The sequence below is a fragment of the Vibrio sinaloensis DSM 21326 genome (genome assembly GCF_000189275.1).
Lineage (GTDB): Bacteria > Pseudomonadota > Gammaproteobacteria > Enterobacterales > Vibrionaceae > Vibrio > Vibrio sinaloensis.
The window spans coordinates 49106-74930 of the sequence record NZ_AEVT01000093.1 but is presented as its reverse complement, the minus strand read 5'-3'; the positions used below and the strand labels follow the sequence as shown (position 1 = coordinate 74930).

Annotated in this window: 17 protein-coding genes; 7 read left to right on the top strand and 10 right to left on the bottom strand. The window is 46.2% G+C overall.

Features of this window, described 5'->3' with window-relative positions; all coding sequences use genetic code 11:
- Window positions 1–81 precede the first annotated feature (81 nt).
- The gene (locus tag RH45_RS16500; RefSeq protein WP_008079228.1) at window positions 82–885 is read left to right on the top strand and encodes a Cof-type HAD-IIB family hydrolase; all 804 of its coding nucleotides are present in this window, start codon (window positions 82–84) and stop codon (window positions 883–885) included.
- On the opposite strand, the gene gloA2 is transcribed toward RH45_RS16500, so the two are convergent.
- The 6 genes from gloA2 to RH45_RS16470 all read right to left on the bottom strand — a co-directional run bounded on the left by gloA2 (window position 882) and on the right by RH45_RS16470 (window position 10060).
- A complete protein-coding gene (gene gloA2, locus RH45_RS16495) occupies window positions 882–1268 on the bottom strand; it encodes an SMU1112c/YaeR family gloxylase I-like metalloprotein (RefSeq protein ID WP_008079227.1) in 387 nt (128 codons plus the stop codon). The genes RH45_RS16500 and gloA2 overlap by 4 nt on opposite strands.
- An 18-nt stretch (window positions 1269–1286) precedes the next feature.
- Window positions 1287–1715, bottom strand: coding sequence for a VOC family protein (locus RH45_RS16490; RefSeq protein WP_008079226.1), 429 nt, complete (start codon window positions 1713–1715; stop codon window positions 1287–1289).
- Window positions 1716–1874: 159 nt separating this feature from the next.
- Window positions 1875–2519, bottom strand: coding sequence for a hypothetical protein (locus tag RH45_RS16485; protein ID WP_008079225.1), 645 nt, complete (start codon window positions 2517–2519; stop codon window positions 1875–1877).
- Window positions 2520–2877: 358 nt separating this feature from the next.
- Window positions 2878–5058 carry a 1,4-alpha-glucan branching protein GlgB gene (gene glgB, locus RH45_RS16480; protein WP_008079224.1) on the bottom strand — a complete coding sequence of 727 codons (2181 nt, stop codon included), beginning with the start codon at window positions 5056–5058 and terminating at the stop codon, window positions 2878–2880.
- Window positions 5059–5324: 266 nt separating this feature from the next.
- The gene (gene malQ, locus RH45_RS16475; protein ID WP_008079223.1) at window positions 5325–7505 is read right to left on the bottom strand and encodes a 4-alpha-glucanotransferase; all 2181 of its coding nucleotides are present in this window, start codon (window positions 7503–7505) and stop codon (window positions 5325–5327) included.
- 101 nt (window positions 7506–7606) lie between these two features.
- On the bottom strand, window positions 7607–10060 hold the full coding sequence (locus tag RH45_RS16470) for a glycogen/starch/alpha-glucan phosphorylase (protein WP_008079221.1): 2454 nt from the start codon (window positions 10058–10060) through the stop codon (window positions 7607–7609).
- A 553-nt stretch (window positions 10061–10613) separates the two neighbouring features.
- Here RH45_RS16470 and malT point away from each other — a divergent pair.
- Window positions 10614–13322, top strand: coding sequence for an HTH-type transcriptional regulator MalT (gene malT, locus RH45_RS16465; RefSeq protein ID WP_008079220.1), 2709 nt, complete (start codon window positions 10614–10616; stop codon window positions 13320–13322).
- Window positions 13323–13397: 75 nt separating this feature from the next.
- On the opposite strand, the gene RH45_RS16460 is transcribed toward malT, so the two are convergent.
- Window positions 13398–15965, bottom strand: coding sequence for a hypothetical protein (locus RH45_RS16460; protein WP_008079218.1), 2568 nt, complete (start codon window positions 15963–15965; stop codon window positions 13398–13400).
- 365 nt (window positions 15966–16330) lie between these two features.
- On the opposite strand from RH45_RS16460, the gene RH45_RS16455 reads away from it, so the two are divergent.
- On the top strand, window positions 16331–19210 hold the full coding sequence (locus RH45_RS16455; protein ID WP_008079217.1) for an alkaline phosphatase family protein: 2880 nt from the start codon (window positions 16331–16333) through the stop codon (window positions 19208–19210).
- A gap of 160 nt (window positions 19211–19370) precedes the next feature.
- On the opposite strand, the gene RH45_RS16450 is transcribed toward RH45_RS16455, so the two are convergent.
- Window positions 19371–19640, bottom strand: coding sequence for a hypothetical protein (locus RH45_RS16450; protein WP_008079214.1), 270 nt, complete (start codon window positions 19638–19640; stop codon window positions 19371–19373).
- A gap of 384 nt (window positions 19641–20024) precedes the next feature.
- Between RH45_RS16450 and RH45_RS16445 the strand changes: the two genes are divergently transcribed.
- Window positions 20025–21188, top strand: coding sequence for an amino acid permease (locus tag RH45_RS16445; protein WP_008079213.1), 1164 nt, complete (start codon window positions 20025–20027; stop codon window positions 21186–21188).
- Between the two features lie 55 nt (window positions 21189–21243).
- Here RH45_RS16445 and RH45_RS16440 read toward each other — a convergent pair whose 3' ends face one another.
- Together RH45_RS16440 and RH45_RS16435 are read right to left on the bottom strand one after the other, a co-directional pair.
- Window positions 21244–21600: a YibL family ribosome-associated protein gene (locus tag RH45_RS16440; protein ID WP_008079212.1), complete on the bottom strand. Its 357-nt coding sequence runs from the start codon at window positions 21598–21600 to the stop codon at window positions 21244–21246.
- 75 nt (window positions 21601–21675) lie between these two features.
- Window positions 21676–22311 (bottom strand): CatB-related O-acetyltransferase, encoded by a 636-nt coding sequence (locus RH45_RS16435; RefSeq protein ID WP_008079211.1) that lies wholly within the window; start codon window positions 22309–22311, stop codon window positions 21676–21678.
- A 218-nt stretch (window positions 22312–22529) separates the two neighbouring features.
- Between RH45_RS16435 and RH45_RS16430 the strand changes: the two genes are divergently transcribed.
- The 3 genes from RH45_RS16430 to RH45_RS16420 all read left to right on the top strand — a co-directional run bounded on the left by RH45_RS16430 (window position 22530) and on the right by RH45_RS16420 (window position 25577).
- Complete coding sequence (locus RH45_RS16430) at window positions 22530–23303, top strand: DUF4344 domain-containing metallopeptidase (protein ID WP_008079210.1); 774 nt, start codon at window positions 22530–22532, stop codon at window positions 23301–23303.
- Between the two features lie 38 nt (window positions 23304–23341).
- Window positions 23342–23728, top strand: coding sequence for a thiol-disulfide oxidoreductase DCC family protein (locus tag RH45_RS16425; RefSeq protein ID WP_008079209.1), 387 nt, complete (start codon window positions 23342–23344; stop codon window positions 23726–23728).
- A 187-nt stretch (window positions 23729–23915) separates the two neighbouring features.
- Window positions 23916–25577, top strand: a complete 1662-nt coding sequence (locus RH45_RS16420) for a methyl-accepting chemotaxis protein (RefSeq protein ID WP_008079208.1) — start codon at window positions 23916–23918, stop codon at window positions 25575–25577.
- Window positions 25578–25825 lie beyond the last annotated feature (248 nt).

The window sequence follows — 25825 nt, the reverse complement described above, 5'->3', positions numbered from 1 at the left end:
AGTACTTGAGCATTTTTCAGACTCAGGTAACGTATGCGCCTGTCTTTTCATTCGAGCACCTTTGCTCACAGCGAATACAACATGTCTAAAACGAACATCAAATTTATTGCCGCCGATATGGACGGCACCCTGCTGGATGAAAACAGCCAGCTAAACCCAGAATTTTTCCCGCTTTATCAACAGTTAGAAGAAAGAGGCATTATTTTTGCCGCAGCTTCTGGCCGTCAGTACTACAGTTTGATTGATACCTTTGCGCCAGTGAAAGATCGCATGATGTTCATCGCTGAAAATGGCACATTGGTCATGCATCAAGGCCAAGAGCTGTACAGCTGTGGAATGGATGCTTCGTCAATTCAAGGCATTATCGAGCAAGCTCGTGCCATCTCAGGAGCGCAAATTGTATTGTGCGGCAAAAAGTCAGCTTACATTGAAACTCAAGACCCTCAAGCCTTGGCCGAGTTTGCTAAGTACTATCACCGCTGTGAGTATGTTGAAGATCTTCTTCAAGTTGAAGACGAGTTTATCAAAGTTGCGATTTGTCACTTTGAAGGCACCGAAGAGCTGGTCTACCCAGCATTTAATCAAGCATTTGGTCAAACTCACCAAGTGGTCGTCAGTGCTAAGATTTGGCTCGACGTCATGCATGCTGACGCCTCAAAAGGGGCAGCGATTGAACACTTGCAGAAGGCATTAGGTTTTACTCACCAACAAACCATGAGCTTTGGTGATTACCTCAATGATTTAGAGATGCTAAAGGCTAGCTATCACTCTTACGCGATGGAAAACGCGCATTCAGTAGTGAAACAAACTGCGCGTTTCTCTGCCCCGAGCAATATCGAAGGCGGTGTTTTCACTGTCATTAAACAGCAGTTGCTAGAAGACTAAATCTCATATAGCTCTAACGGTAAGCCGTCAGGATCTTGAAAAAACGTGAACGGCTTACCGGTAAACTCATCCACTCGAATGGGTTCCACTTCAACCTGATTGCTTTCCAAATAGGCTTTGTATTCAGCCACGGAGCTCACTTTAAACGCCAAATGTCTCAACCCACGCGCCTCCGGCTGCGATATGCGCGAAGGGGGATTGGGAAAAGAAAAAAGCTCTATTTGGCCACCATCTGGCAGCTCTAAATCCAGCTTGTACGAATCACGTTCTTGACGATAGTTTTCCGCCAATACTGTGAGCTTTAGAATTTGGCTATAAAAGTGCTTAGAAGCCTGATAATCGGAACATATTACTGCGACATGATGGATGCCTTGAAGCTGCATACTCTACCCCACTAGAGATTAATCGATGACTAACGAGCCATCTGGGTTGAACTCCCAGCAGTCACCATATGCGATCTCCCATAAATAACCATCGGGGTCAGAAAAGTAACCACTGTACCCACCCCAGAATACATCCTGAGCGGGCTTCTCCAATTTAGCACCGGCTTCCACAGCTATTGCCAAGATTTGGTCAACCTCTTGTTTCGATCGAGTATTGTGCGCCAGTGTAACACCACTAAAGCCCGCGCGCTGATTCGCCATATCCGGAGAAACGTCTTCCGCTAACGCATGCAAAGGATACAAAGCAAGACAAACGCCGCCTGTTTTAAAGAAAATGATGCCGTCTTCAGGCGTTTTCGAAGAGGGAAATCCGAGTTGAGTATAAAACTGATATGAACGCTGTAGGTCCTCTACACCTAGGGTAATAATACTGACTCTTGGTTCCATGAACGCTTCCTTGTGTGATATCTAATCTCTCAGAATCTTAGGATAGTACCCTGTTCCCCCACCTGCGTCTGTTAAGCTCATTGATAAAGCAACACAAAAAAGCCTCCTCAGGTGTTCACCTAAGGAGGCTTTATTCAATCTTGTTTGCCCTTAAAAGGCTTACGAATCTGACTCTTCAAACATATCGAAGCTCAAACCAAACGTTGCAAAGATAAGATCCTCACCCGCTCTTACTTCAGCGAAGTATTTGTCGAACTTAACCCCAACGAAACCAGCAAGGTCATCTTGCATCAATGCCGGATCATTCAAGTCTGTCGACGCTTCAAAGCCTACATAAAGAGGTAAGTCAAAACTTGGCTGTAGATTGTACTGGTAACGCCCTACTGCCCACATCGCCCATTCACCATTCGTGATTGAGTTTTGGTGTTCAGGGTCGATCACGCGATCTTCAATTTGGTACTCTTCTTTGGCGAATGTTCCTTTCCAGTAGGCACTAAACCAGTGCGCCTCATTGAGTCGGTAACGCGAACCAATTTCCCATGTGTGTGAGTGACGTAGCTCAGAATCACCCATTGAGAATTTGCCAAATACATCCCAGTTCTCAAAGTCGTGAATGTATTTAACACCTAAGCCCCACTCTACGCTGTTCTTCTCGTGATAGAACCCCGGCAGGTCACTGTAAGGTAAATCGTAATAATACTTTGACTCACCAACGTATGTCCCCTCAAGAAGGTCGACAGAAACTTGTAATTCCGACGCAGCGACAGAACCCGAGCATAACAACAGCAATAATAGTTTTTTCATGTTTGTACCTTAAGTAAACAGAAACAATCCGTGTGTCGTCGCCGATCATACGCCGGCTTGGTAAATCTTCCTGACACCCCTCAATAATTGAACGGTGTTTTTTACGCGTATTCTAAGGGTAAAATCAGAAAATACAACAAACTGTGTACAGCGTTCTATATAATTCTTAGTTATAAGACACTACGAAAACCATCAGTTTGTCGCAAAACCAATATAAAGGAAGCGAAAAACAAATGTTGTGATCACATATTGCTTTGTATAGCCCATAGATGAGGGAGTTATCAAATAGCAGGCATATGAAGTGTGTTAGTGAACAAAAAAAGCCCAGCAATGCTGGGCTTTTAGGCTAACAAAATAGTTAGTTAAGTTTGTAAAATACCGTCGCTAAAGGTGGTAAGCTCAAGTGTAGAGATTGCGCGAGTCCTTCACTTTCGATGGTCTCTGTCTCGGCAACGGCTTTGACTTCAAAGCCACTTCCGTTGTACTGCTCGCTGTCTGTGTTAAGGAGCAGTTCATAGCGTCCTGAGTTTGGCACACCTACGCGGAAATCATGGTGCGGAACGGGTGTAAAGTTAGTCACAACCAAAATACGTTCACCCGCTTCACTTATGCGCTCGTGAGCTAAAATTGAGGCTTCTGCTGCATCTTGAAGTCGCCATTCGAAACCAGCGGGATCACAGTCCAACTCATGCATTGCCTTCTCTTGACGGTAAAGCTTGTTCAAGTCACGAGTCAGAGCTTGCACACCTTGATGACGCTCAAACTGCAGTAAGAACCACTGCAATTGATCATCATGATTCCACTCCGCAGTTTGACCAATTTCGGCCCCCATGAAGTTCAGCTTCTTGCCCGGCTGAGCATACATATAACCTAGGTACGCTCTTAGGTTAGCCGTTTGCTGCCACTCATCTCCAGGCATCTTGTTGTGAATCGATCCTTTGCCATACACAACTTCATCATGCGATAAAGACAGTACGTAATTTTCACTGTGCGCGTAAACAAGTGGGAAAGTAATGGTGTTGTGATGGTATTGACGATGGACAGGATCTTCCTGAATGTAAGAAAGCGAATCGTGCATCCACCCCATATTCCACTTAAAGCCGAAACCCAGCCCCCCCATAAAGGTTGGAGCAGACACACCTGGGAATGCAGTTGATTCTTCGGCAATGGTCATGGCATTTGGGAAGTACTTGTAGACTTCTTCGTTCATCCACTTCAAGGTGGCGATAGCATCGTAGTTTTCATTGCCACCATCGATATTAGGGATCCACTGGTCATGGCTGCGCGAGTAATCGAGATACAGCATAGAAGCAACCGCATCGACGCGGATACCATCAATATGGAACTGTTCAAACCAATACAAGGCATTGGATACCAAGAAGCGGCGTACATGCTCACGACCTAGATCGTAAATGTACGAGTTCCAATCTTGGTGCCAGCCGCGGCGAGGATCTGGATCATGGAACAATGGCGTACCATCGAAGTTAGCCAAGCCATGATCATCCGATGGGAAGTGCGCAGGGACCCAATCGAGCACCACGCCTACCCCAGCTTGGTGACATTGATCAACGAAGTACTTGAAGTCATCTGGCGAGCCGTAACGACTGGTCGGTGCAAACAAACCCACAGGTTGATAACCCCAAGAGCCATAGAAAGGATGCTCTGACACAGGCATCAGTTCAACATGGCTATACCCCATATCAACTAAGTACGGAATCAGTTGATCCGCGAGATCACGGTAGTTGAGAAAGTCGCCGTTCTCGTCACGACGCCAAGAGCCTGCATGTAACTCATAAAATGAGAGAGCTTCTTTGCGTTTTTCTGTCACAGGGCGAGTTTGCCACTTGTTGTCTTGCCAGTTGTAGCGACTGTGATCATAGGTAAGTGAGGCGAAGGAAGGGTATTGCTCAGAGTATGCTCCCCAAGGGTCGGCTTTGTGAGGCAAACCCTCACCATTTGGCCCTTTCAGCTCAAACTTGTACTGAGTGCCTTCTGGCAAATTAGGGACAAATAACCCCCAAATACCGTAGTCGAGGCGCTGCATTGGGGTACGACGACCGTCCCACTGGTTAAACTCACCTACTAAGCTACAAGCACTCGCGTGAGGCGCGTACACCAAAAAGCGAGTACCAGAAATTTGTTTGCCGCCACGTTCAAGCGTGACGAACTGAGCCCCCATATGCTTGTACATCTCTTTTGGCGTATGCAGGTCATCGTACTCTGCGTAAATGCCATGATATTGGTAAGGATCATCAAGAATTTGCTCGGTGTCACCCCACTGGACCGCTAATTGGTAGTGAGTGAGATGCAAATCGCGCTCTTGCTTGAGAATAAAGCCAGAAGCATCCTCACGTTCTAGCTCTATTGGCTCTTCGCCTTCAAAAAGCACAGAGACGGAATCAGCGCCTGGCATCCACACGCGCAGCGCACCATGCTCAGGGTCGATAAAAGGCCCAAGGAATGCGAACGGATCAACGAAGGTCGCGTGAGAAAGCTGGTTATAAGCCTGCGTTTTTTTGTCCAGAATTGCCGTTTTCAAATGTTTCTCTCCCTAACCGAACTTTCTATTATCGACTTGGCATTGTGAAGCGTTAAATTATGCCGAGAAACCGCACGTTCAAGGCGCGGAAAATAGCAAGCGAAATAAGCCGTCACATAATCTAAGTTGATATAATTGTTCTAATTTATAAAAAAGCCCGCTAACGAGTGCGGGCTTAAAATAGCGTACTGAAAGTGTACTGAATAACGCTTTTACATAGAGTGATTAAATCGATATTTTTCTATGTAAACTTTGCAACCCGATGACTATTTGCTCACCTTTGCTCGCGTCTCAGTCAGCTTATGTGCGATTCGATTCACCCCTTCTTGAGCAAAGAGTTGATCGAGGTTCATCGACAGCTTACGACGCCAGTTTGGATACTCGTCCACGGTGCCCGGAATGTTAACAGGTTGATCCATTTCCAACCAATCTTCCAACTGCACACTCAGTAGCGTTGAAGAGCCCGCAGCAACATGCAATTGAAGCGCTTCCGCTAAGTATGAATCCATCGGCACATACTGCGCATCGCGACCTACGCCCTCTGGCAGGTAACCATGCCAAGCCACTGAATCTAAAATTCCTTGTTTACACTCTAAACGACCTGCGAACAGTTTTTGTAGCTGCTCTTCGTCAGGGTATAGGCCAAGCTCTTTACCCATCTTAAGGTCATCACAATGCCAGAAGCCGCGTAAGGTCGGCATATCGTGAGTACACAACGCAGACATTGATTGTTCAGCGTAGTGAGCTGGCGAAATAAAGCCACCATCGTCTTCAGATGTTTCGAAGAAGAAAACTTTGTATGAGTGAACACCTGCATCACGCAAGATCTCAACAATTTCATCTGGCACAGTACCAAGATCTTCACCGATAACACTGCATTGATGACGATGAGACTCTAGAGCCAAAATCGCTAGCATGTCTTCAACTGGGTAGTAGATGTACGCGCCTTTAGTCGCGTTTTCACCTTTAGGAATCCACCACAGGCGTAGCAAGCCAAGTACGTGGTCGATACGCAGTGCACCACAATGCTTCATGTTGGCGCGCAGCAACTGAATGTATGCCTCGTAGCTGGTCGCTTTTAGAACCTGAGGGTTCAACGGCGGTAGCCCCCAGTTTTGCCCAAGCGGACCAAGAATATCCGGTGGCGCACCTATGCTTGCATCTAGCACCAGGTTACCGTTATCAGCCCAAGTCTCGGCACCCGAGTCAGCCACACCAACAGCAAGGTCACGGTACAGACCGACAGACATGCCCTTCTCTTCGGCAAGTGCTTGGGCTTCTTTTATCTGAGAATCCGCAACCCACTGAAGGTACATGTACAAGTGAACCAGATCTTGGTTCTTTTCAATAAACTTCTGAACGGCGGCATTTTCGAACTTACGCAGCTCTTCAGGGAATACAGGCCAGCCCCAAACATTGCTATCTTGTGCGCGCAAGTTAGCGTGCAGTGCATCAAACGCGGCTTGATGAAGTAGGCTCTCGCCACCTTGCTCTACAAATGCTAGGAATGCTTGAGCACGTTCACTGTTTTTATCTAGGTGACGCTTTTTAAACTCATCAAACAGAAGCGGCAGAACGCTCATTTTGAGTTCAGACACTTCGGTGTAGTTTACCCAATGCGAGTCACGAGCTTTTTGCAGACGTTGCTGGAATTCCGCACTGCCTACTTTCTGCTGTGCTTCAATACTCAGTGAAAACTCTGGAACTGAGCTGACATCGATGTATAGGATGTTTAGCCAGCGACGAGAAGACGGGCTGTAAGGACTCGCGCCCTCTGGGTTGGCAGGGAACAACGAGTGAATGGGGTTTAGACCAACAAAATCACCGCCACGAGAAGCAATGTCTGCCACTAACTGTTTTAGGTCTCCGAAGTCGCCCATGCCCCAGTTATGTTGCGTGCGTAATGTGTAAAGCTGGACACTTGGGCCCCACATTTTTTTGCCGCTCTCAATCTGATCTTGTTTGAAACACGCTTTCGGTGTCACGATCAGTGTCATTTGGTAAGGGGACTTACGACGTTTACGCGTCACAGTCAATTGGTGGTAACCCCAAGGCAAATCGCTTGGTAGTGCAAACACTAAAGGGCCACCCTCTTTACGCTCATCGCGTACAATCTGAGACTGAAGATAGCCTTCAAGTACCTCTCCCTGCTCAGTCGCTAACTGCCAGCTAAACTCACTTTCACGAGCACTCGCACCTAAGTTCAGTGCTACCTCTACCGGCTCACCATCGCGGATAACCAGTACTGGCTCAAGCACATCTTTCTTATGCTTTTTCTCCGCTGACTGTAGAAGAGTTTCATCATTGGTTACGTCGTAGCCTAAAGACGCCAGTAGGTGACGGATGGTTGCATCTTCAACCTTAGCTTCATCTCCCCACGCGCTAACGTAGCTGTCGGCAATTCTTGCCATTTCAGCGACTTGTTTTAATGCGTTTTGTTCTTTCATCGCTCTCTCCGAAGGACTACATATACCTTCAAAATGTAGGGTAATTAATGGTTTTAAAAGAGTAGAGCCAAGGCACAAGGCCTTGGCTTATTATTATGAAATTAGCGCGATACGGCTTCTAACTTCCAAATGTTGTTTACATAGTCTCGAATTGAGCGGTCTGATGTAAACTTACCAACCAAGGCGGTGTTAAGAATGGCTTTCTTAGCCCAGCCAGCTTGGTCTTTGTATTGTTTGCCCATGTCTTCATGCGCTTGCACGTAAGAAGCAAAATCTGCCAAACATAGGTATGGGTCACCACCATCAAGCAAGCTGTCAAATGTTGCTCGTAGCAGACCAGGTTGACCTGGTGTGAACTCTTCACCCAGCAATAGGTCGAGTGACGCTTTCAGTAGTGGATCCGCGTGGTAGTAGTCGTAAGGGTTGTAACCTTGAGTTTTAAGCGCTTGTACACCGTCAACGTCTAGACCAAAGATGTAGATGTTCTCATCACCCACTTCTTCGCGAATTTCAACGTTCGCACCGTCCATAGTACCGATAGTCAATGCACCGTTAAGCGCCATCTTCATGTTACCTGTACCCGATGCTTCTTTACCAGCTAGCGAGATTTGTTGAGAAACGTCAGCCGCTGGAATGATGATTTCCGCCATGCTAACGCGGTAATCAGGAATGAAGACCACTTTCAGTTTGTTACCAATGCGTGGGTCGTTGTTGATCTTCTCAGCCACTTTGTTCACAGCGAAGATGATTTCTTTCGCTAGGTGGTAACCCGGCGCCGCTTTAGCCGCGAAGAAACAAACACGTGGTGTACATTCGAACTCAGGTTCGTTGATGATGCGGTGGTATAGAGACAAGATGTGCAGCAGATCTAAGTGCTGACGCTTGTACTCGTGCAGACGCTTGATTTGCACGTCAAAGATTGCATTAGTATCTAGCTCGATACCCATGTTCTCTTTAACCCAATCCGCAAGACGCTGTTTGTTTTGTTTCTTAACAGCCATGAACTCTTTTTGGAATTTTGCATCAGTCGCAAACTGAGCAATACCCTCAAGCTGTTCAAGTTTAGCTGGCCACTCAGTACCAATCTTGTCTGAAACTAAGCTTGATAGACCCGGGTTACAGAACTTCAACCAACGACGTGGCGTAATACCGTTTGTTACGTTAGTCAGTTTGCCTGGGAAGATTTCGTTAAACTCAGGGAACAGGTCTTTCTTCACCAATTCAGAGTGAAGTGCCGCTACACCGTTCACTTTGTAAGAACCAATCACACATAGGTTTGCCATGCGAACCATGCGGTTGAAACCTTCTTGGATGATAGACAGCTTAGCTTGTTTCTCACCATCACCAGGCCACATTTTACGTACGTCTTGTAGGAAGTGGTGGTTGATTTCAAAAATGATTTCCATGTGACGAGGAAGTAGACGCTGGATAAGCGACTCAGGCCATGTCTCTAGAGCTTCTGGAAGTAGCGTGTGGTTGGTGTAGGCGAATGTATTCGCGCTGATTTCCCACGCTTTGTCCCAAGATAGACCTTTCTCATCGATCAAGATGCGCATCAGCTCTGGGATAGCGATTGTTGGGTGCGTATCGTTTAGCTGGATAGTTTCTTGCTTAGGAAGGTCTGCTAACGAGTAACCTGCTGCTTCATGGCGACGTAGAATATCGCGTACCGATGCCGCTGAGTGGAAGTACTGCTGCATTAGGCGCAGAGTCTTACCCTTCTCGTGGTTATCGTTCGGGTAAAGAACTTTCGTGATGTTGCCAGCATCAATTAACGAGTGCTGTGCTTCAAAGTAATCACCGTTGTTAAAGCTTGCTAGTGAGAATGGTGCAATCGCCTGACATTCCCAAAGACGTAGCGGGTATACTGTATCTGATTCGTAACCAACGATTGGCAGATCCCAAGGCATGGCTTTTACTGTCATGCCAGGAACCCACTTACGAATTTCTTTGCCATTCTCGTGGCTTACTTCTACATGACCGTAGAAACCAATCTCTTGTGCCAATTCTGGACGAGCGACTTCCCACGGGTAACCTTCAACACCACGCCATGCGTCTGGTGCTTCTTTTTGACGGCCTTCTTCAAATGATTGCTTAAACAAACCGTACTCATAGTGCAGACCGTAGCCCACCGTTGGGAACTCTTGTGCCGCACATGAGTCCATGAAACATGCCGCAAGACGACCTAGACCGCCGTTACCTAGTGACGGGTCGCGCTCTTCTTCAAGTAGGTCAGTTAAGTTATGACCTAGCTCAGCCATCGCATCAGTGATCTGCTCGTAAAGACCCATGCTGATTAGGTTGTTACCTGTAAGACGACCGATTAGGAATTCTAGAGAAAGGTAGTTAACGCTTTTCGCGCTTTGGATCTTAGGATCTTGTTCCGTTTTTAGTAGATCCAATGTAGTCAGCTCAGCTAGAGCACGACCCATTGCTAAGTACCAATCACGCGGAGTCGCCGTAGCTTCCGTCTTTGCGTAAGTAGTCGATAGATGCTGCTTTACGCTTTCTTGGAACAAAGCTTTATCAAATTTTTTCTGTTGCGTAGGTTTCATTAGAGAAATCTCACTTATCGGTTTTAATCCATCTGAGACATATCGTGCATTGGCACGGCTAGCAAAACATCCTCCTCCTAGAACGCGGATTAGGAGGAGGGCTCAGGGCGTAGAGGGTGTACAAGTGAAGGCTCAGTGATCTAAATCTCACTTCACTTATATACGCTGTACACTCAGGTGATTGAGATCACACCATCACCGAAATAACCCTACATTCTGTTTATGAAACTTAGTTGCATAGCAAAATAGTCAAATGACAATAATGTATACTCTGTCACAATATGTTTTTACATGTTGCTCTGTTTGCATAGTTTTCGGTGCAAAACAAACCATAAGTCGCACTTATACCAAGACCAAAGAGTGATAATCATCACAATTTAAGGGCGTAGATAGCGGGAAAATGTGAATTAGACAAAAATCTAGCTGTTGATCAATAACTGTAGTGTTTGTTCTCAAGTAACATCCATGTCAACAAGGTCAAATTTGACCAAATATTCACCACCCCTAACCAAGTGAATAATCATAAATAGGGGTCTGAGTAGGGATAAAGAAGATGTGGATTCCTTCTAAGCTTACCCGTCCGGGTCGATTACATAACGCTATCGTTCGCCCTAGGGTACTTGATTTGCTGCAACAAGCCCCTTGCTACAAGCTGGTTCTTTTCCGCTCACCTGCTGGGTATGGTAAAACCACCATGGCTGCTCAGTGGCTATCCGACAAAATCAACGTTGGCTGGTACAGCATTGACGAAAGCGATAACGATTCGTTCCGCTTTATGAACTACTTGCTGCAAGCGTTAAATAAAGCCACCAATAATGCGTGTCCAAATGCGCAAAAACTCGCAGAAAAGCGTCAGTTCTCTTCACTTCATTCACTTTTTGGCGAAGTTTTCTCTGAAATGTCTTCATTTCACCAAGAGTGTTACCTTGTTCTTGATGATTACCATCTCATCAATGATGAAGAAATACATGAAGCAATGCGCTTTTTCTTAAAGCACATGCCAGATAACCTAACTTTAGTGGTCACCAGTCGCGCCGCTCCTCCTTTGGGCACAGCCAACCTTCGCGTGCGAGATCTGATGATTGAAATCGGTAACGAGCTGTTGGCCTTTGATACCGAAGAAACCACACGTTTCTTTAACCAGCGAGTCGCGGATGGTATAGACGATACGACCGCCGACAATCTACGTAGCTATGTTGAGGGGTGGCCGTCAGCACTCCAACTTATCGCGTTGCAAGCACAGCATCAGCATAAAACACTCGCTCAATCTGCCGAGTCATTTTCTGAATTTAGCCATGCCCACCTTTGGGATTACCTAGTCGAAGAAGTGTTTGACTTGCTCGATGCCGAAACTCGCATGTTCTTGCTCCAGTGCTCTGTGCTTGATCACTTCAACGATGAGTTAGTATCGACACTGACAGAGCGTGATGATGCGCTGAGCATGATCGAATCGCTAAACCGCTTTGGTCTCTTCATCCACCCACTGGAAGGAGAACAAAACTGGTATCGCTTCCACAACCTGTTTGCAGAATTTCTGACCCATGAGCGCTCTGCTCGTATCCCACAACAAGAGACTCGACTTCACCAAACAGCCGCGAAGGCTTGGTTGAAACTTTCCTCGCCACATCAAGCCTTGCATCATGCGCAAAAAGCAAAGAACAGCCAGCTAATTGCAGATATCTTGCTGCAATACGGTTGGAAAATGTTTAATGGCGGTGAGCTAAGAAGTGTCGAAAAAGCGATCGAGACTCTCGCTCCTGAGCAACTCTACAGCGAACCCAAACTCTGTATGCTGCAAGCTTGGTTAGCGCAAAGTCAGCATAGATACAACGATGTCGGCGACTTGCTATCCAAAGCAGACGAACAGATGAAAGCACTCAACGTTGTCTTGAATGAAAAGGAGCAGGGCGAATTTAACGCCTTGAGAGCTCAGGTCGCGATCAACCAAAACGAGCCTGAAAAGGCACTAGAATTGGCAGAATTATCGCTGAGCCAAGTTGATAGTACGGTCTATCGCAGCCGTATTGTCGCGACTTCTGTGGTTGGCGAAGTCAACCATGTTCTTGGTCACTTGAGCCGCGCACTGCCAATGATGCAACAAACCGAGAAACTGGCTCGTCAATATCAGGTTTACCACCAAGCTTTGTGGGCGATGCTGCAACAAAGTGAGATCCTGATTGCTCAAGGTTATGTCCAAGCCGCATTTGAAGTTCAGGATAATGCTTTCAAACTTATTGAAGAGCAACAGTTGCAACAAGTCCCGCTGCACGAGTTTTTACTTCGTATTCGCGCACAAATACTTTGGTGCTGGAACAGACTGGATGAAGCTGAGGAATGCGCTTACAAAGGACTGGATATCCTAGGGCATCATAGTCCAAGTAAGCACTTACATAGTTATTCCATGCTAGCCCGCATTGCCATTGGCCGCGGTGAGTTAGATAAAGCCGGTAAGTTCATTGAGCAGATCGTTCATCTTCTTAAGCAATCTACCTATCACGTTGATTGGACTGCGAATGCTTCTCTGTCGTTGATCCTATTCTGGCAAGCCCGGGGCGACCTTGACTCTCTGCAGCAATGGCTAGAGACCACGGTGAGGCCAGAGCGAGCATGCAATCACTTTACCCAACTTCAATGGCGTAATATTGCTCGGGCTCAAATTGCGCTTGAACAGTTTGATAAAGCCGGAGAGACGCTGGCCTTCTTGCAACAAGAAGCTCAAGCGAAAGACTTACTGACGGATACCAATCGTAACTTGATCGTTGAAGCGGTCCTAGCCATCTCTCAGCAAGATGAAGAGACAGCGCGTGAGCGATTAAAGCAAGCGTTAGCCCTAACCAACCAAACGGGTATGCTGGGTAACTTCCTTGTCGATGGCGCAAAAATTGGCCACATACTCGAGAAGCTGAACCACAAAACTGAGCTGGGTGATCTTGAGCGCCATCGAGCTCAGCAACTTCTCAAAGACATCTCTACAACCCAGCGTAGTCGCTCGGTTCACTTTGATGAAGAGTTTGTCGAAAAGTTGGTTAACCACCCTAATATTCCGGAGCTGGTACGAACGAGTCCATTGACTCAACGTGAGTGGCAAGTGTTGGGGTTGATTTATTCAGGTTTTAGCAACGAACAAATTGCTCAGGAGCTTGATGTAGCCGGTACGACCATTAAAACTCATATTCGCAATTTGTATCAGAAGCTGAATATTGCCAACCGCAAAGAAGCAATCAAAACAGCTGAAAACTTATTGCAATTAATGGGCTATTAAACCTCCAGAAACGAGAAAAGCGCAGCTAAACTCAGCTGCGCTTTTTTGTTTTCACAAATTTGAGCTCAAAGGGAATTAGTTAATCTCAGGCATAGATTCTACTTCCAGTTCGATCTTCGCTCCCCATGATGGTTCATCTCGCAACTGCTTAACCACGCCACGGTTATTTAGCCAGACAAGGCTCGTATCCGTCTCATAGTGACCAGAGCCTTCACCCCAGTACGTAAAATTAACAACCTGACACACTTCGTACTCGCCAGACTCCACTTCAACGTTGCGTTTACCTAAGAATTGCTGAGTATAGGTAAAGTGCTGTCTCTGCACTGCGTCTACGGATGTTGGCGCTTCTGCTGATGTCACATCACTTAAACTAGCAATAGCAGCATCCTCATGCATAACGGTTTTACCCAGCAACAACTCAGATTTTTTAACAGGTGTTGGCAAGATGACTTTTACACTGCCCCAGTTGCTGTTGTCTTCACCACGTCCGGCTTGACCATAGTAATGATCTTGGTCTTCATACTGTTTCTCGACAAATGCAATCGTATTACTCGCATCGTAAGCGCGAATTACAGTTTGAGTCAGTGCGCCACCAGACAATTGCTCTGGTAGATCGGTGACCTGAGTCGACTCATCGGTTAACCACGAGAAATTATCGCCCATATGCTCAAGCACGTAACGCCAGCTGGTTGGGTTCCCCTCATTAGCCCATGGCACTGAACGTTCGACATTCTGCTGCCAAATATCACCAACTTGCTTCTCATAGCCTGCATCTGGTAGTGATGCTAAACAAGTCGCAAGGTTCATTGGCTGAAAGCTATCAATAACAAACTGTGCTGCCGATTGACCAAACAAGAGCTCTTCACCCTCCGCATAATCATCCTCGATATACCAAGCCACGCGGAGATACTCTCCGTAACGGGCTAGATACAAGGCGTTATCTTCATCGTTAAAGTTACTCCACGTGGTTTGCTCGGCAATCGAGTCTGGTAACGTAATCTCACGCAGTGTTTGACCATTATGCTCAATGTCTTGCCAGTCACCTAGCTCGTCATACTTAGTTAGGCTGTCCTTTTCCCCAGCATCTAAGTAGTAAACCGCCTCACCACTTTCAAGCAACTGAACAAAGATTATACCCATAGTGGCGCCCGCCATCGGGATCAAATCAGTCGTATTGTTCGTCCCTGAGCGGTCTGACGCATCTTGGGCAACGGTAGAATCAAGCGTGCTTAACCAAGTATCACCATTCACAGTGTAAGCGCTGATGCCATTACACATATTTCCCAGCGTCTCATAACGGTCGGTTGGATCTTTCTCACACCAGTCACCTTGGTCGAAACTGTAGTAACCCTCAGCCACCAGCTCAGCTTCAACTTTGTATGCCACACTGTTCGTTGGGAACACTAAGGAGTCGTCAATGTAATGAGCCCATGCCGCAGTGTCGTCGGAATCGGCAATCAACTCCCTTACATTCAGATTGCTGATGTTAATTCTATCGGCTGAAATTTGTTCGTTGAGTTCTGGCACTGCTTTTTCGAATATCACACTCCCATCATCTTGAGCGTTAATAGCAACGACTGAATAGTCTGACGCCACCCAGCCATTCTCTGACAGGATCATTTGGCGTTCTTGATCATCGCCGCCTTGAAGAAGGAAGCTTTGGGTTTGATAATCAAACTCATACTCTCGTTCAATAAACTGACCTTCACCATCTAGCTGAACCAAGCCGTAACTGAACTGTTGCGCCATATCGTCCGGTTCATAACTGTCAAACCAAGCGAGCTGGTCAGATTCCAATGCTTGCTTAAAGTCGATGTCTTCAGCCTCTTTTACCGCCTCTAACTCATCGAGTTTATCTTTTAAGTTCTCTTGCGTTAGATCCAAAGGCAAATTATCAACGATATCGTCAATGTCAAAGTCATCCCCCGCATTGCCTATTGCAGTCAGCGCATCCTCAACAATCTTTAACACTTGTTCGACGATAAGCTCTTTTAACTCATCTTCTTCAATACCCCCTTCAGCAGCATCTAGCGAATCGGTAATATTCGCCATAACACTGGCAGCAACTTGAGCAACTTTATGTAATTCGGCATAAGCGTCTCGCTCCGCTTCACTCATCGAGTTGGACACTTTGGCTTGTACATAGTCTTCGTCAAGATCAATGTCTGCACCTAAGCTGCCGAGTTGGGATTTAACGACGGCTTTCGCTTCATCAACAGAGCGCCCTTTCTCGACCTCATTTTGTACTAGTGTCGTGAGCGGGCTAATAAATTCAGAGCCTGGAGGCGCGGTCAGTGTGTAAGCTTTGGTTAGCGGAACACCCGGGTTGTCTTGGTCAACCGTTTGTCCTGGAACAATCTCAATCACCACAACGCCATTTTGTTTCTGAGCTTGGGTTAAACCTGTTATCGTGAACTCACCATTCTCGTCGGTCACGGCGGAAGGCTCATCATCGTCACATGCTTTGTTTCCATTTAAATCCAAACAGGCAACTGCACCTTCTAAATAACCATCAGCCGCGCGTGCCGTATAGGATGAACTAGCGTCAGAACCATTATTGGTGTCTGAGCCTGAACCTCCACCACCACAGGCGGATAAACCAACCGCGATGGCTATAGCCAGAATTGAACGTTGAGTGTTCATATCATTTCTCCGTTGAGTTGAACGAGTCCCGTTGAGTGCAACAGCAGATGACAGTGCAAGACCTACGCATTCAGTTACATTGCAGTTGCGAGCAGGTCGCAAACATAACAACTTATTCACCAGGTAAATATCTTCCAAATCAAAATTCGCGATGTAAATTTACGAAACAAATAAAGGACAAGAAAAATTTGCGAAGACACTCAAAAAACACATCAGTTTTATATAACTGTGCGATTCTTCCGTTTGAGGTTGGATAAATAGGTCAATCAAACAACGCAGAAGCCACGGCTGACTAAAGATAGATGATTGCACTCTCAGGCAGAGATGTCACAATGGCTAGAACATGGACAAAAGGAATAGTTTCAATGAGTTGGTTTCAATCTAAAACACTGCGCCTAGCCATTTGCTCAGCCTTGCTAGCCCCAAACTTCAGCCAAGCCGAAGTGGGGAATACGCCCTTAATTGGTGGTTTGTTTAACTCATCTGAAGTATTGAAGAACCAAGTCGTTGATTCTTTATCATACTCGACCCGTTTTGCTCGAGACATGACACTCTTTACCTTGGGTGGCCTTACCCTTGAAGCCTATCTCGCTACCTTGCCACTGGATGTAAAAACCAAAGCAAGAGTGATGGGGCAACTTGCTGACCCTACTTACGCGATACCACTCGGTTATTTCTTGTACCAGTTTTATGACCGCTACACAGGAATAAGCAATGAGGACGCGTTTAAACAGTATTTAACTACGGTTTACGATAAACAAACCTTGCGTATCTTCGAACACAGCTTATTCACGCTTGAAGATAAACCCGCTGTAGTCGAGAAAGAGCATCATAAAGATCAGGCTCACCAAGAAGGTCTGAAAATCGATGGCGAATTTATGGCTTCAATGGTCACAGTCTATGATGCGCTGTTCCAAGTTGGCGAATGGCAAGACATGGAGACGCTTCCAGAGCGTTATCAGTACCTGACTGACTCTGAGCAAGATTTAGCTCTGGTTGCCAAGATTCAACCCATCGTCGTCAACATCCTGCGTCAAGCTGCAAGTGGCATGGATGATGGTGACATGAAAAATGCGATTCTGGCAATCGCTCAAGATGGTTTGCCACAGCACGTCGCGAAACCAAACAACAAAGCTCAAGCGATCACCATCAGTTTGATCGACTTTGTCCGCCTTAATGTACTTAAAGCATATCGCCAGTTTGTCTTCAGTGATGAGCGGCAACACAAATTGAATCAATGGCTGCAAACTGCCTTCGACTCAGATCCTAAGCAAGTGATTGATTTTCTACAATCTCAGCAAAACCGCCGCTTTGCGGTGCAGATTACCGTTGATGGCTTACAACAGGGATTAATGGAAGGGCTGGTTGACCCGGACAAACCTTTCTTAAAGCACGCCTATCAGCAACACCTTTTACTCTCTAAGCAAGATCCAAGTTTTGCTCAATCACAACCCGACCACCAGCAAGACATGCGCTTTCTCGAGATCTTGTCTCAGCAAGTCTACAAAGACCCGCATTACTTACCTTTCTTTAAGCGACTGTATCGCGACCATAGCGACTCCATTGCACGAGTCGGTATTTCTTCAACACCGACCATCAGTGTGCGTAACTTGCCCATCATCAAAACTGGAGCCAAAGTTTCCGGCGAGCAAGGCACCGGGATTCCTAACTTTCACTTTGTTGATAGAGAGCAAGACCGCGCCTACTACTTCTTTGGCAATGATGCTTTGCAACTCGACAAGTTGATGCAAGTAAACCAAGTTCAAACCATGTTCGATCGCTTGATGCACCTTAAAACCCTAAACTGTAACGCCCAGTACGACTGGAATGCGCATACCAGTTACGACGGTCTCGTTAACCTAGGCGCAGGGGAAGCATTGCGGGACTTTGGCGAGAAGCGCTGCTTAAGAGAGCTGAACAATCGCGCTGATGTCGAAATCGAGCTAACCAAGAAGAGGCAAACGCTGGTTGATAACCTGGCTGGCTATCAATCCATTCCGCGTTGGGATTTCTACACTCGTTTAACCCGAAAATGGAAAATTGAGCAAGATCTCACTAGTTACGCCGAACTTGATGGTAAGGGGATGCCTGATTACACCTTGATCTATAACCCTTGGCCTGATCACTTTGCTCACTTTGTTGGTCCGTTCAGTGACGAGATCATCATGCCTTCTGGCGAACTTAACCGGCTAGACTATTGGATTGGTCAAGTGGAACAAGCTTATCAACGCGCCGGCGTATACCAGAACACCTTATTTGGCATGGCGGGCGACCATGGTCTTGCCCCTGTTTACCATACCTTAAACCCGGAAAAAGCCATTTTCCCAGCTTTGCAAGCTTCGCTTGGCTACCCGCTAGTGATCAAAAAGATTTCGTCTGACGAGGGAGAAGGACCGAAAATTACTAATGCGTTGAACTACCTGAGCAATAAAGGCATAGATGTGGTTGTCGCATCGACAGCCGGCGGTAATTTCATGCTAGATATGTTCAACTCAGCCCAAGGTTGGCAAACTCAGCCTATCTATTCAGAGCTAACTCAGTGGCGTCCACTGAATGCGCCAGCAGGTCAAACAGTAGACATCATCAAGCAGTCGCTCAAATACCTCGGTGCCAGCTTGGATTATATGGCCGTTCGCCAAAACGCGTGCGATGAAACCTCGTGCAGCGTTCGTTTGATTGCCACGCGAGACGGAAAAAGGGTGGACGAAGAAGTGATAAGAAGCGGCGATCGCTTTTTCTACCATTCTCTTTCCGGCCAAACGACGTTGCTGCAAGTCCAGGTGTTAAATCCTTATTTAGCTAAGCCAACTGAAGCTGAGTTCGCACGCTATGCCCAGTTAGTGGATAAATGCCTGTACCGAGCAACGCAAGATAATCAAAGCAGTTGGTGCCGTGCCGAAGAGTGGAAAAACCTCACGCGTTTCACGCCAAAGCCAGATTCTGTGGTTGAAATCGCTCAGCTTTATGCAGAAGACCGCGCTGGCACCATTAACCTTTTCCCAGCTGAAGGGATAGGCTACAACACTAAAGTACCGGGTCGACACGCTGGTGAGAGCTACCTAGAGAAAGATGCCTTCATCGGATTTTGGGGTGAGCCAATTGGCGACAAGGTAACGCCATTAGTCAGTGAAGCTAATGGTTCATTAGCGCCTACCTTGTATCAATACCTGACTGGCGAACCCGTTGAGGTCGATGTCAACGGGTGGGGCTACCCATCGCTACTCGATAAACTGGATATTCAGTAGAGCAAGCCACTTATAATTGATTGATTTGCCCTTGAGAAGTAGCAAGACGCCAGAAAGCCTGACGAGGAAACTCGTCAGGCTGTTTTGTATTGGGTGTGTCGCAAAGAAGGCTACCTCGCTTCACAGCATAGAGTAGCGCTATTAACCAAGCTGCGGCTCCTTACCGCTCCATCTGAAGTTTTTGTGCTTGATAGTCTTGAGTCGCGGCAACTAACTCAGGTTGATTAATCGCTTTCCACAAAAAATAGGGAGGGATCAAGAAAGCGGTAAGGTAAAAAGATTCATGAAAAAAGAGGTCGGCAATTTTGTCATGATGGTCGAACAACGCGGCAAGGGCGCAAAAATCCAGTAAGAGACTCAACATTCCACAGATGACAGAAACAACAATCGCTAAGCCCAATAACTCTCTGAGATAATGTTTAAACACCATTCTAGTAATTCCTTCTAACGAATAAGTGCGGTCAAAATTACGCCTCTAGCCCTATCTTTAGATTGACTTTTATCAAATTCAGCGCCAATCAAATAAGAACTTAGTTTTATAAAAGATCACTTGTGTAAACGAGAAAAGCCATAGCACTTAAAGTGCAACCCGTTGAATTGTTACTTATCCGCGTAGCAAATTCCTATACAGAACGCGATGCCTTCAGTGATAAAACATCGCTCAGCTCGCACCTTTCTCATTGCTTACAGCAAAAATCAAAAAAGTCCTACATCAGCTCCACCCCGAGTAACTGTTCACTTTGTTAGTCTAGTGGAAACAATTTTGTACAACTTGACGCACAGTTAATTTTTCTAGGGGTATTTTCTTTTGAATATGAAGTTATTTGGTAGTGCATTGATACTTGCAGGCACCGCTTTGGGAGCAGGTATGCTTGCCATCCCCATGGTATTGGCTCAATTTGGTTTCATCATCAGCTCATTATTGATGCTAGTGATCTTTATTGGCACCACATACTCAGCCCTATTATTAGCTGAAGCATGCAGTAAGACTAAAGACAGTAATAGCATGAGTAGCGTTGCCTTAATGACATTAGGAAAAAACGGCCAGCGCATCATCAACGCTCTGTTCTATCTATTGTTAATCTGTATGGCTATCGCCTATCTACTCGGTATTGGCGACATTATTAGCCGCCTCTTAGCCAATGTTGGTGTAGAGATCTCAGCAATTTCAAGTTACAGCCTGTTCAGTCTTTTGGTCGGTTTGATTGTCGTGGCCGGGAAAGCGTATGTCGATAAGCTCAATCGCGGTCTGTTTTTTATCATGGTTGGGACCTTATTTATTGTGATCGTGTCGCTCATGAGCAATATTCACCTCGATTTTATTACTCAAGAGTCTGACTACTCCGTCAACACTATTGTCAAATACAGTGCCATTATCTTCACGAGCTTTGCTTCTATGGTCGTCATTCCGTCATTGGTCGATTACAACCGTGGGGCAAGTCAAGGTGAAATCCGCAATATGATTCTTCTCGGCTCCTTGATTCCACTGATTTGCTACATCACTTGGCTGTTTGCCATCATCGGAAATCTGGGTACCGACGCAATTGCACGCTTGCATAGCATATCGGAGCTAATCAATGCATTTAGCGATCAGCAATCCGATCTAAAATTGATTGTCGCGGTGTTCTCTTCGCTGGCCTTAATTACTTCATTCCTAGGTGTTTCTATGGCGCTGTATGATCAAAACAAAGATGCGCTGTCGAGCAACAAAGCGAACACCTATGTGTTGACCTTCGTTTTACCATTGGCACTAGCAGCGCTGTTTTCAAACCAGTTTGTCAGTATGTTGGATTATGCGGGGATGGTGTTGGTGTTTTTAGCCGTTTGGGGGCCAATTTTGATGGTGCGTAAAGTACGTCAGCCTGATTTTCCATTGCCGAACTTAGAAACTACCTATACTGCCGGAGGAGGCACAGCCGCGCTTTCAAGTGCTTTCCTGTTCGGTGCACTGATTTTCGTCTCATGGTTTATGGGCTAAGCCCAGATAGCAAAAAAGCGCCGAAAGGCGCTTTTTTATTGTCTTAGTCTCGTGATTAGAACTTTTTCGGTGCGTAACCTGTCATCACTTCTAGACGTAATTCTTTACCCAGCTTCGTCATTGGGTGAACAACAACTAACCCTTTCACAGACTTCTTAAGTTTGCCCATATCTGCTTGCTCAGCTTTAGTGATCTCGCGAGAAAATGGCATGTCCTGCAAGCTCTTACGCTCTTTGTTCATGTCGTATTGCTGCTTGTGTTTGACTGAGCTGGCTTTTTTGGTCAACTTTTCAATTTCATCAGTAAACTTTGAAATCATTTCCTGATCACCACGGCCTTTTGCAGCATCCAGTTTGCGCTTACATGTATCAATACGGTTATGAAGGTTTTGCAGTTCTTTCTTAAGGCTCATGGTTTATTCTCACTGAAACAGAAAAGGGCGGCGAGTGTACCATAGGTAAACTCACCGCCCTAATGATAATCGAGATTAGCCTCGTTGGTCGTATTCATGCACCGCGTGAGAAAGCACGTCGATATCATCCTGTGCTAAATAGCATCGCAATGCCGCAAACTTTGCTTCTGGCCAGTCATAAATCTTCAATGCCAACAGCGCCTCTCGGTGCGCCTGCTCAAATCGATACTTGATTAACCTTGCGGGATTACCTCCAACCACGGCGTATGGCTCAACATTTTTCGTGACAACACTATTCGCTGCGATCACCGCACCTTCACCAATCGTCACTCCCGGCATCACCATGGCGCGCATCCCTATCCAAGCACCATCACCAATAACGGTATCGCCTTTGCTTTGATAAGAGCGCTCAACATCATCAAGGAAAGGGTACAAGCAAAACCAATCTACTCTATGGTTGTGGTTGCCTCCCATCAAGATCACAGCTTCTGCCGCGATACAGACGTAGTCACCAATATAGAGCTGATCAATCGGCCAACGTGGTTGCCAATCGCGGCTGATTTCATCGCCATGTAAGTAGCGTACTACACTCTGCTCAAAACCATTGTCCCAGCAATCGCTGTAGTAACTGTGCGTGCCTTTGATATGGATGTTTTTATTGCTTACTACCTGATGCAGCAACTGAAATTTAGACCAATGTTTCTCTGTCATGACAAATTCCTAATATTCATTCGACTTGCCACGGAACTTTTTTCGTGGCGTTGTTTAGACGTTCAAACTAAACCGCGCCCGAGCCACTCTAGGTTACTTGAGTAATGGAAAATTCATCATATCTCATCTCCTTCTGCTCGCAGACTATAAGCAATATTGACGCAATTGTGTCAGTATAAGGTGAATCTATCTGTACAAAATAATAATAAGGACCAACTATGATTGCTCGCTCTATATTGCTGTGCGCGATGGCTGCGGCCACTAATGCATACGCTGCTGCCGATAATGTCTCAGTCCGTTACCTAGATCCGATCGATAAAACGCATGCACAGTACTTAACCCAGATCCAACAAAGTGGCGTCAATGACACTCTCGTCGATTTAGCGGAATCCTTAATGCCTTTCTCCAAGCCACTTATCATTGAGTACGGCAGCGACGATGGACCTTTGTACGACCCAGAAAAGCACCTTGTTCAGATGCCGTATTCCTTCTACGGGGAAGCGTTAAGCTACTTTAAGAAGAACAAATATGATGAAAAATATGGCAAATCAGCACAGCTTGGCGCGATTGATACTGTGCTACACACCTTGATCCATGAGGCGGGTCATGCCTACATCGCCGACCAAAACATTCCGATTTTGGGTAAAGAAGAAGATGCGGTCGATAATCTCGCGGCAGTGTTAATGATTGAGTACGTTGAGAATGGTGACGATGCCGCCATAAGCGCAGCTGATATGTTTGCCTTTGAGTCAGACGATAGACCTGATTATTATGATTTTGGCGAGTACATTGACGAACATAGCTTCGATTTACAACGCTACTTCTCTACATTGTGCCTAGTGTATGGAAGCGATCCTGACAAGCACAAAGCCTTGCTTGATGAGGTGGAAAACGATTATCTAGCAGAACGCAAAGATTTCTGTGTCTATCAATATCAGGCCATCAGCGAGAACTGGCATCGCTACCTTAAAACGGCTGAAGCTGATCAATAATCTGCGACCGTCGTAGAAACAAGCAAAAAAGGAACACCATGACTTTATTGACGATTTTCTACGACGGAACCTGCCCTCTCTGCGTAAAAGAGATGCAGGCACTCAAAAACCACGACGACCAAAATGCGATCTGTATTGTCGATATACACAGCGAATCCTTTGCTGCCTATCCTGAAATCGATCCAACCAAAGCTTCAACCATCCTGCATGGCTACAAAAAAGACAACCAGCTCATACTCGGGCTCGACGTTACTTACTACGCTTGGCATTTAGTCGGTAAAGGCTGGTTATACGCCCCCCTTCGCTGGCCCCTGTTCAAACCTGTCGCTGACTGGGCCTATATGCGCTTTGCTATCAACCGTTACACCATATCTAAATGGCTGACAGGTAAGAGTAAATGCAGTAACGGACAATGCTCTCGCTAGAATTGGACCAATGTCTAATGCATCAACCTCTATTTACCTATCAAGATTCACATTCATCAGCCGATAAATTAGCTAATCTTACTGTATAAACTTAAGGTTGAAGAGAGTACCACCTATTACAACCACCATATCGAACGGCGCACAACAATAAGTGCCGTCTAAAGACCAACGAAATCAGGATGTTTGTATGAGTCTAACAATAAAGAACCGCCTCTACATTTTAGCGCTTGTTCCGCTACTCGTTATCGCACTGGGCATGCTTAGTTTTACCTACATGAAAACCACTGAGCTGAACAACCAGCAGATAGAAATCACTCGTAGCAACATGATGAACATGAAAAAGGCCGAGCTTAAAAACTATCTGCAAATGGCCAAGTCTGCGATTCAGCCTTTCTTAGATAAAGGGGCAACCCTAGAAGAAGCGTACCCGACGCTCATGACTCTGGAATACGGGAAAACAGGCTATGTGTTTGGTTATGATTCAAAGGGTATACGCCGAGTCCAAGGTAAAAGCGAAGCCGGTATCGGTAACAACTACTGGAACTTGCAAGACAAACAAGGCAACTACCTGATTCAAGACCTGATCCGAAACGCAAAAACGGGGGAGTTTACCACCTATTACTTCCCGAAGCCGGGAGAAACTCAAGCGCTACCTAAGCTGAGTTACTCTATCTTCATTCCTGAGTGGGACTTGATGTTGGGAACCGGTTTTTATACCGACGACATCGACGCCATCATTGCTGATATGGAAGAAGCAACCAATAGCGCGTTGCAAACCACACTATCCGCTATCATCGTTTTCTGTCTTGTTATAGCGGTGATCGTGGCAATTTTTGCCGTTGCTATTAACCGCACCATCATGAAGCCACTCGAAATGTTCGATGACTCAATTCGCTCATTCGCCAGTGGAGATGCCGACTTAACTGCACGTATGGAGGCATTTAAAGCACCTGAGTTTGCCAAGTTAAGTGAAAACTTTAATGCCTTTGTCGCTAGTTTGCAGGCAATCATCCGCAGCGTGAGTGATGTGGGTCAACAAGTTGTTTCTGAAACAACGAACATGTCTCATCGCGCGGCAAAAGTGGATGAACTGGCCTCAGGTCAACGTGAAGAAACCGAACAAGTTGCGACCGCAATGACGGAGATGACCACGACGGCAACCGAAATATCCAGTAATGCAAGTCAAGCAGCTCAATCGGCCAAAGAAGCAGACGATAACGCCAAAGAAGCGCAGAATATCGTTAACTCCGCAGCCCACTCTGTTGAGGCTTTGGCAGAAGAAGTGTCGCAAGCCAACAATGTTATCTCTCGCCTAGAAGGTGATGTACAGAACATTTCCTCTTCACTTGAAGTGATCCAAGACATAGCGGAGCAAACTAACCTGTTAGCGCTCAACGCTGCTATCGAGGCGGCACGTGCAGGTGAACAAGGCCGAGGTTTTGCGGTTGTAGCTGATGAAGTACGCAAACTGGCGAGCCGCACCCAAGACAGTACCGGCGAAATCCACCAAATGATCGAACAGCTGAAAGCCGCATCCGATGATGCCGTTAAAGCCATGGAGTCGAGCCAAAAACGTGGGGCTAGCACAGTGGACGAAGCGAATGCCGCTGCACAAGCGCTGATTCAAATTCAAGAATCCATTGGCACCATTATGGATATGAACTCTTTGATCGCGACGGCAACTGAAGAACAAAGCCTAGTGGGTCAAGAAATTTCAGAACGTATTGTGGTGATTTCCGACCAAAGCTCCCAATCCGCTGAGCTTGCGAATGAAAACCGAGCAGGCAGCCAAGAGCTCAACCATAGAGCCAATGAACTGTATGAGTTGGTTGACCGATTTACAGTGTAATTTCTCACATCAATATTAATTAAGCCCGCTAATTTAGCGGGCTTTTTTTGGCCTTACTGGCTGAACAGATTTGCCTAACTAGGCTCAGTCTTGGCGCAATGTCACGCTAGGATAGTTACTGTTGCCACTCCGTATAAAGCTACTTGGCTAAGGAAAACACCTCAAAGCCTTTACGCACATTTATCCAGTTAAAGTACTGAGCGCATGACCTATCGAACGACCATCTGTTAATGGTTGATCACAATAGC

Bases quoted from the DNA above. Each gene is read 5' to 3' on its own strand.
- RH45_RS16490 (WP_008079226.1), bottom strand. From the start codon at position 1,715: ATGGAACCAAGAGTCAGTATTATTACCCTAGGTGTAGAGGACCTACAG.
- RH45_RS16430 (WP_008079210.1), top strand. From the start codon at position 22,530: ATGATTGCTCGCTCTATATTGCTGTGCGCGATGGCTGCGGCCACTAAT.
- RH45_RS16445 (WP_008079213.1), top strand. From the start codon at position 20,025: ATGAAGTTATTTGGTAGTGCATTGATACTTGCAGGCACCGCTTTGGGA.
- RH45_RS16450 (WP_008079214.1), bottom strand. From the start codon at position 19,640: ATGGTGTTTAAACATTATCTCAGAGAGTTATTGGGCTTAGCGATTGTT.
- gloA2 (WP_008079227.1), bottom strand. From the start codon at position 1,268: ATGCAGCTTCAAGGCATCCATCATGTCGCAGTAATATGTTCCGATTAT.
- RH45_RS16460 (WP_008079218.1), bottom strand. From the start codon at position 15,965: ATGAACACTCAACGTTCAATTCTGGCTATAGCCATCGCGGTTGGTTTA.
- malT (WP_008079220.1), top strand. From the start codon at position 10,614: ATGTGGATTCCTTCTAAGCTTACCCGTCCGGGTCGATTACATAACGCT.
- RH45_RS16440 (WP_008079212.1), bottom strand. From the start codon at position 21,600: ATGAGCCTTAAGAAAGAACTGCAAAACCTTCATAACCGTATTGATACA.
- RH45_RS16455 (WP_008079217.1), top strand. From the start codon at position 16,331: ATGAGTTGGTTTCAATCTAAAACACTGCGCCTAGCCATTTGCTCAGCC.
- malQ (WP_008079223.1), bottom strand. From the start codon at position 7,505: ATGAAAGAACAAAACGCATTAAAACAAGTCGCTGAAATGGCAAGAATT.
- RH45_RS16435 (WP_008079211.1), bottom strand. From the start codon at position 22,311: ATGACAGAGAAACATTGGTCTAAATTTCAGTTGCTGCATCAGGTAGTA.
- RH45_RS16500 (WP_008079228.1), top strand. From the start codon at position 82: ATGTCTAAAACGAACATCAAATTTATTGCCGCCGATATGGACGGCACC.
- RH45_RS16425 (WP_008079209.1), top strand. From the start codon at position 23,342: ATGACTTTATTGACGATTTTCTACGACGGAACCTGCCCTCTCTGCGTA.
- RH45_RS16470 (WP_008079221.1), bottom strand. From the start codon at position 10,060: ATGAAACCTACGCAACAGAAAAAATTTGATAAAGCTTTGTTCCAAGAA.
- RH45_RS16420 (WP_008079208.1), top strand. From the start codon at position 23,916: ATGAGTCTAACAATAAAGAACCGCCTCTACATTTTAGCGCTTGTTCCG.
- RH45_RS16485 (WP_008079225.1), bottom strand. From the start codon at position 2,519: ATGAAAAAACTATTATTGCTGTTGTTATGCTCGGGTTCTGTCGCTGCG.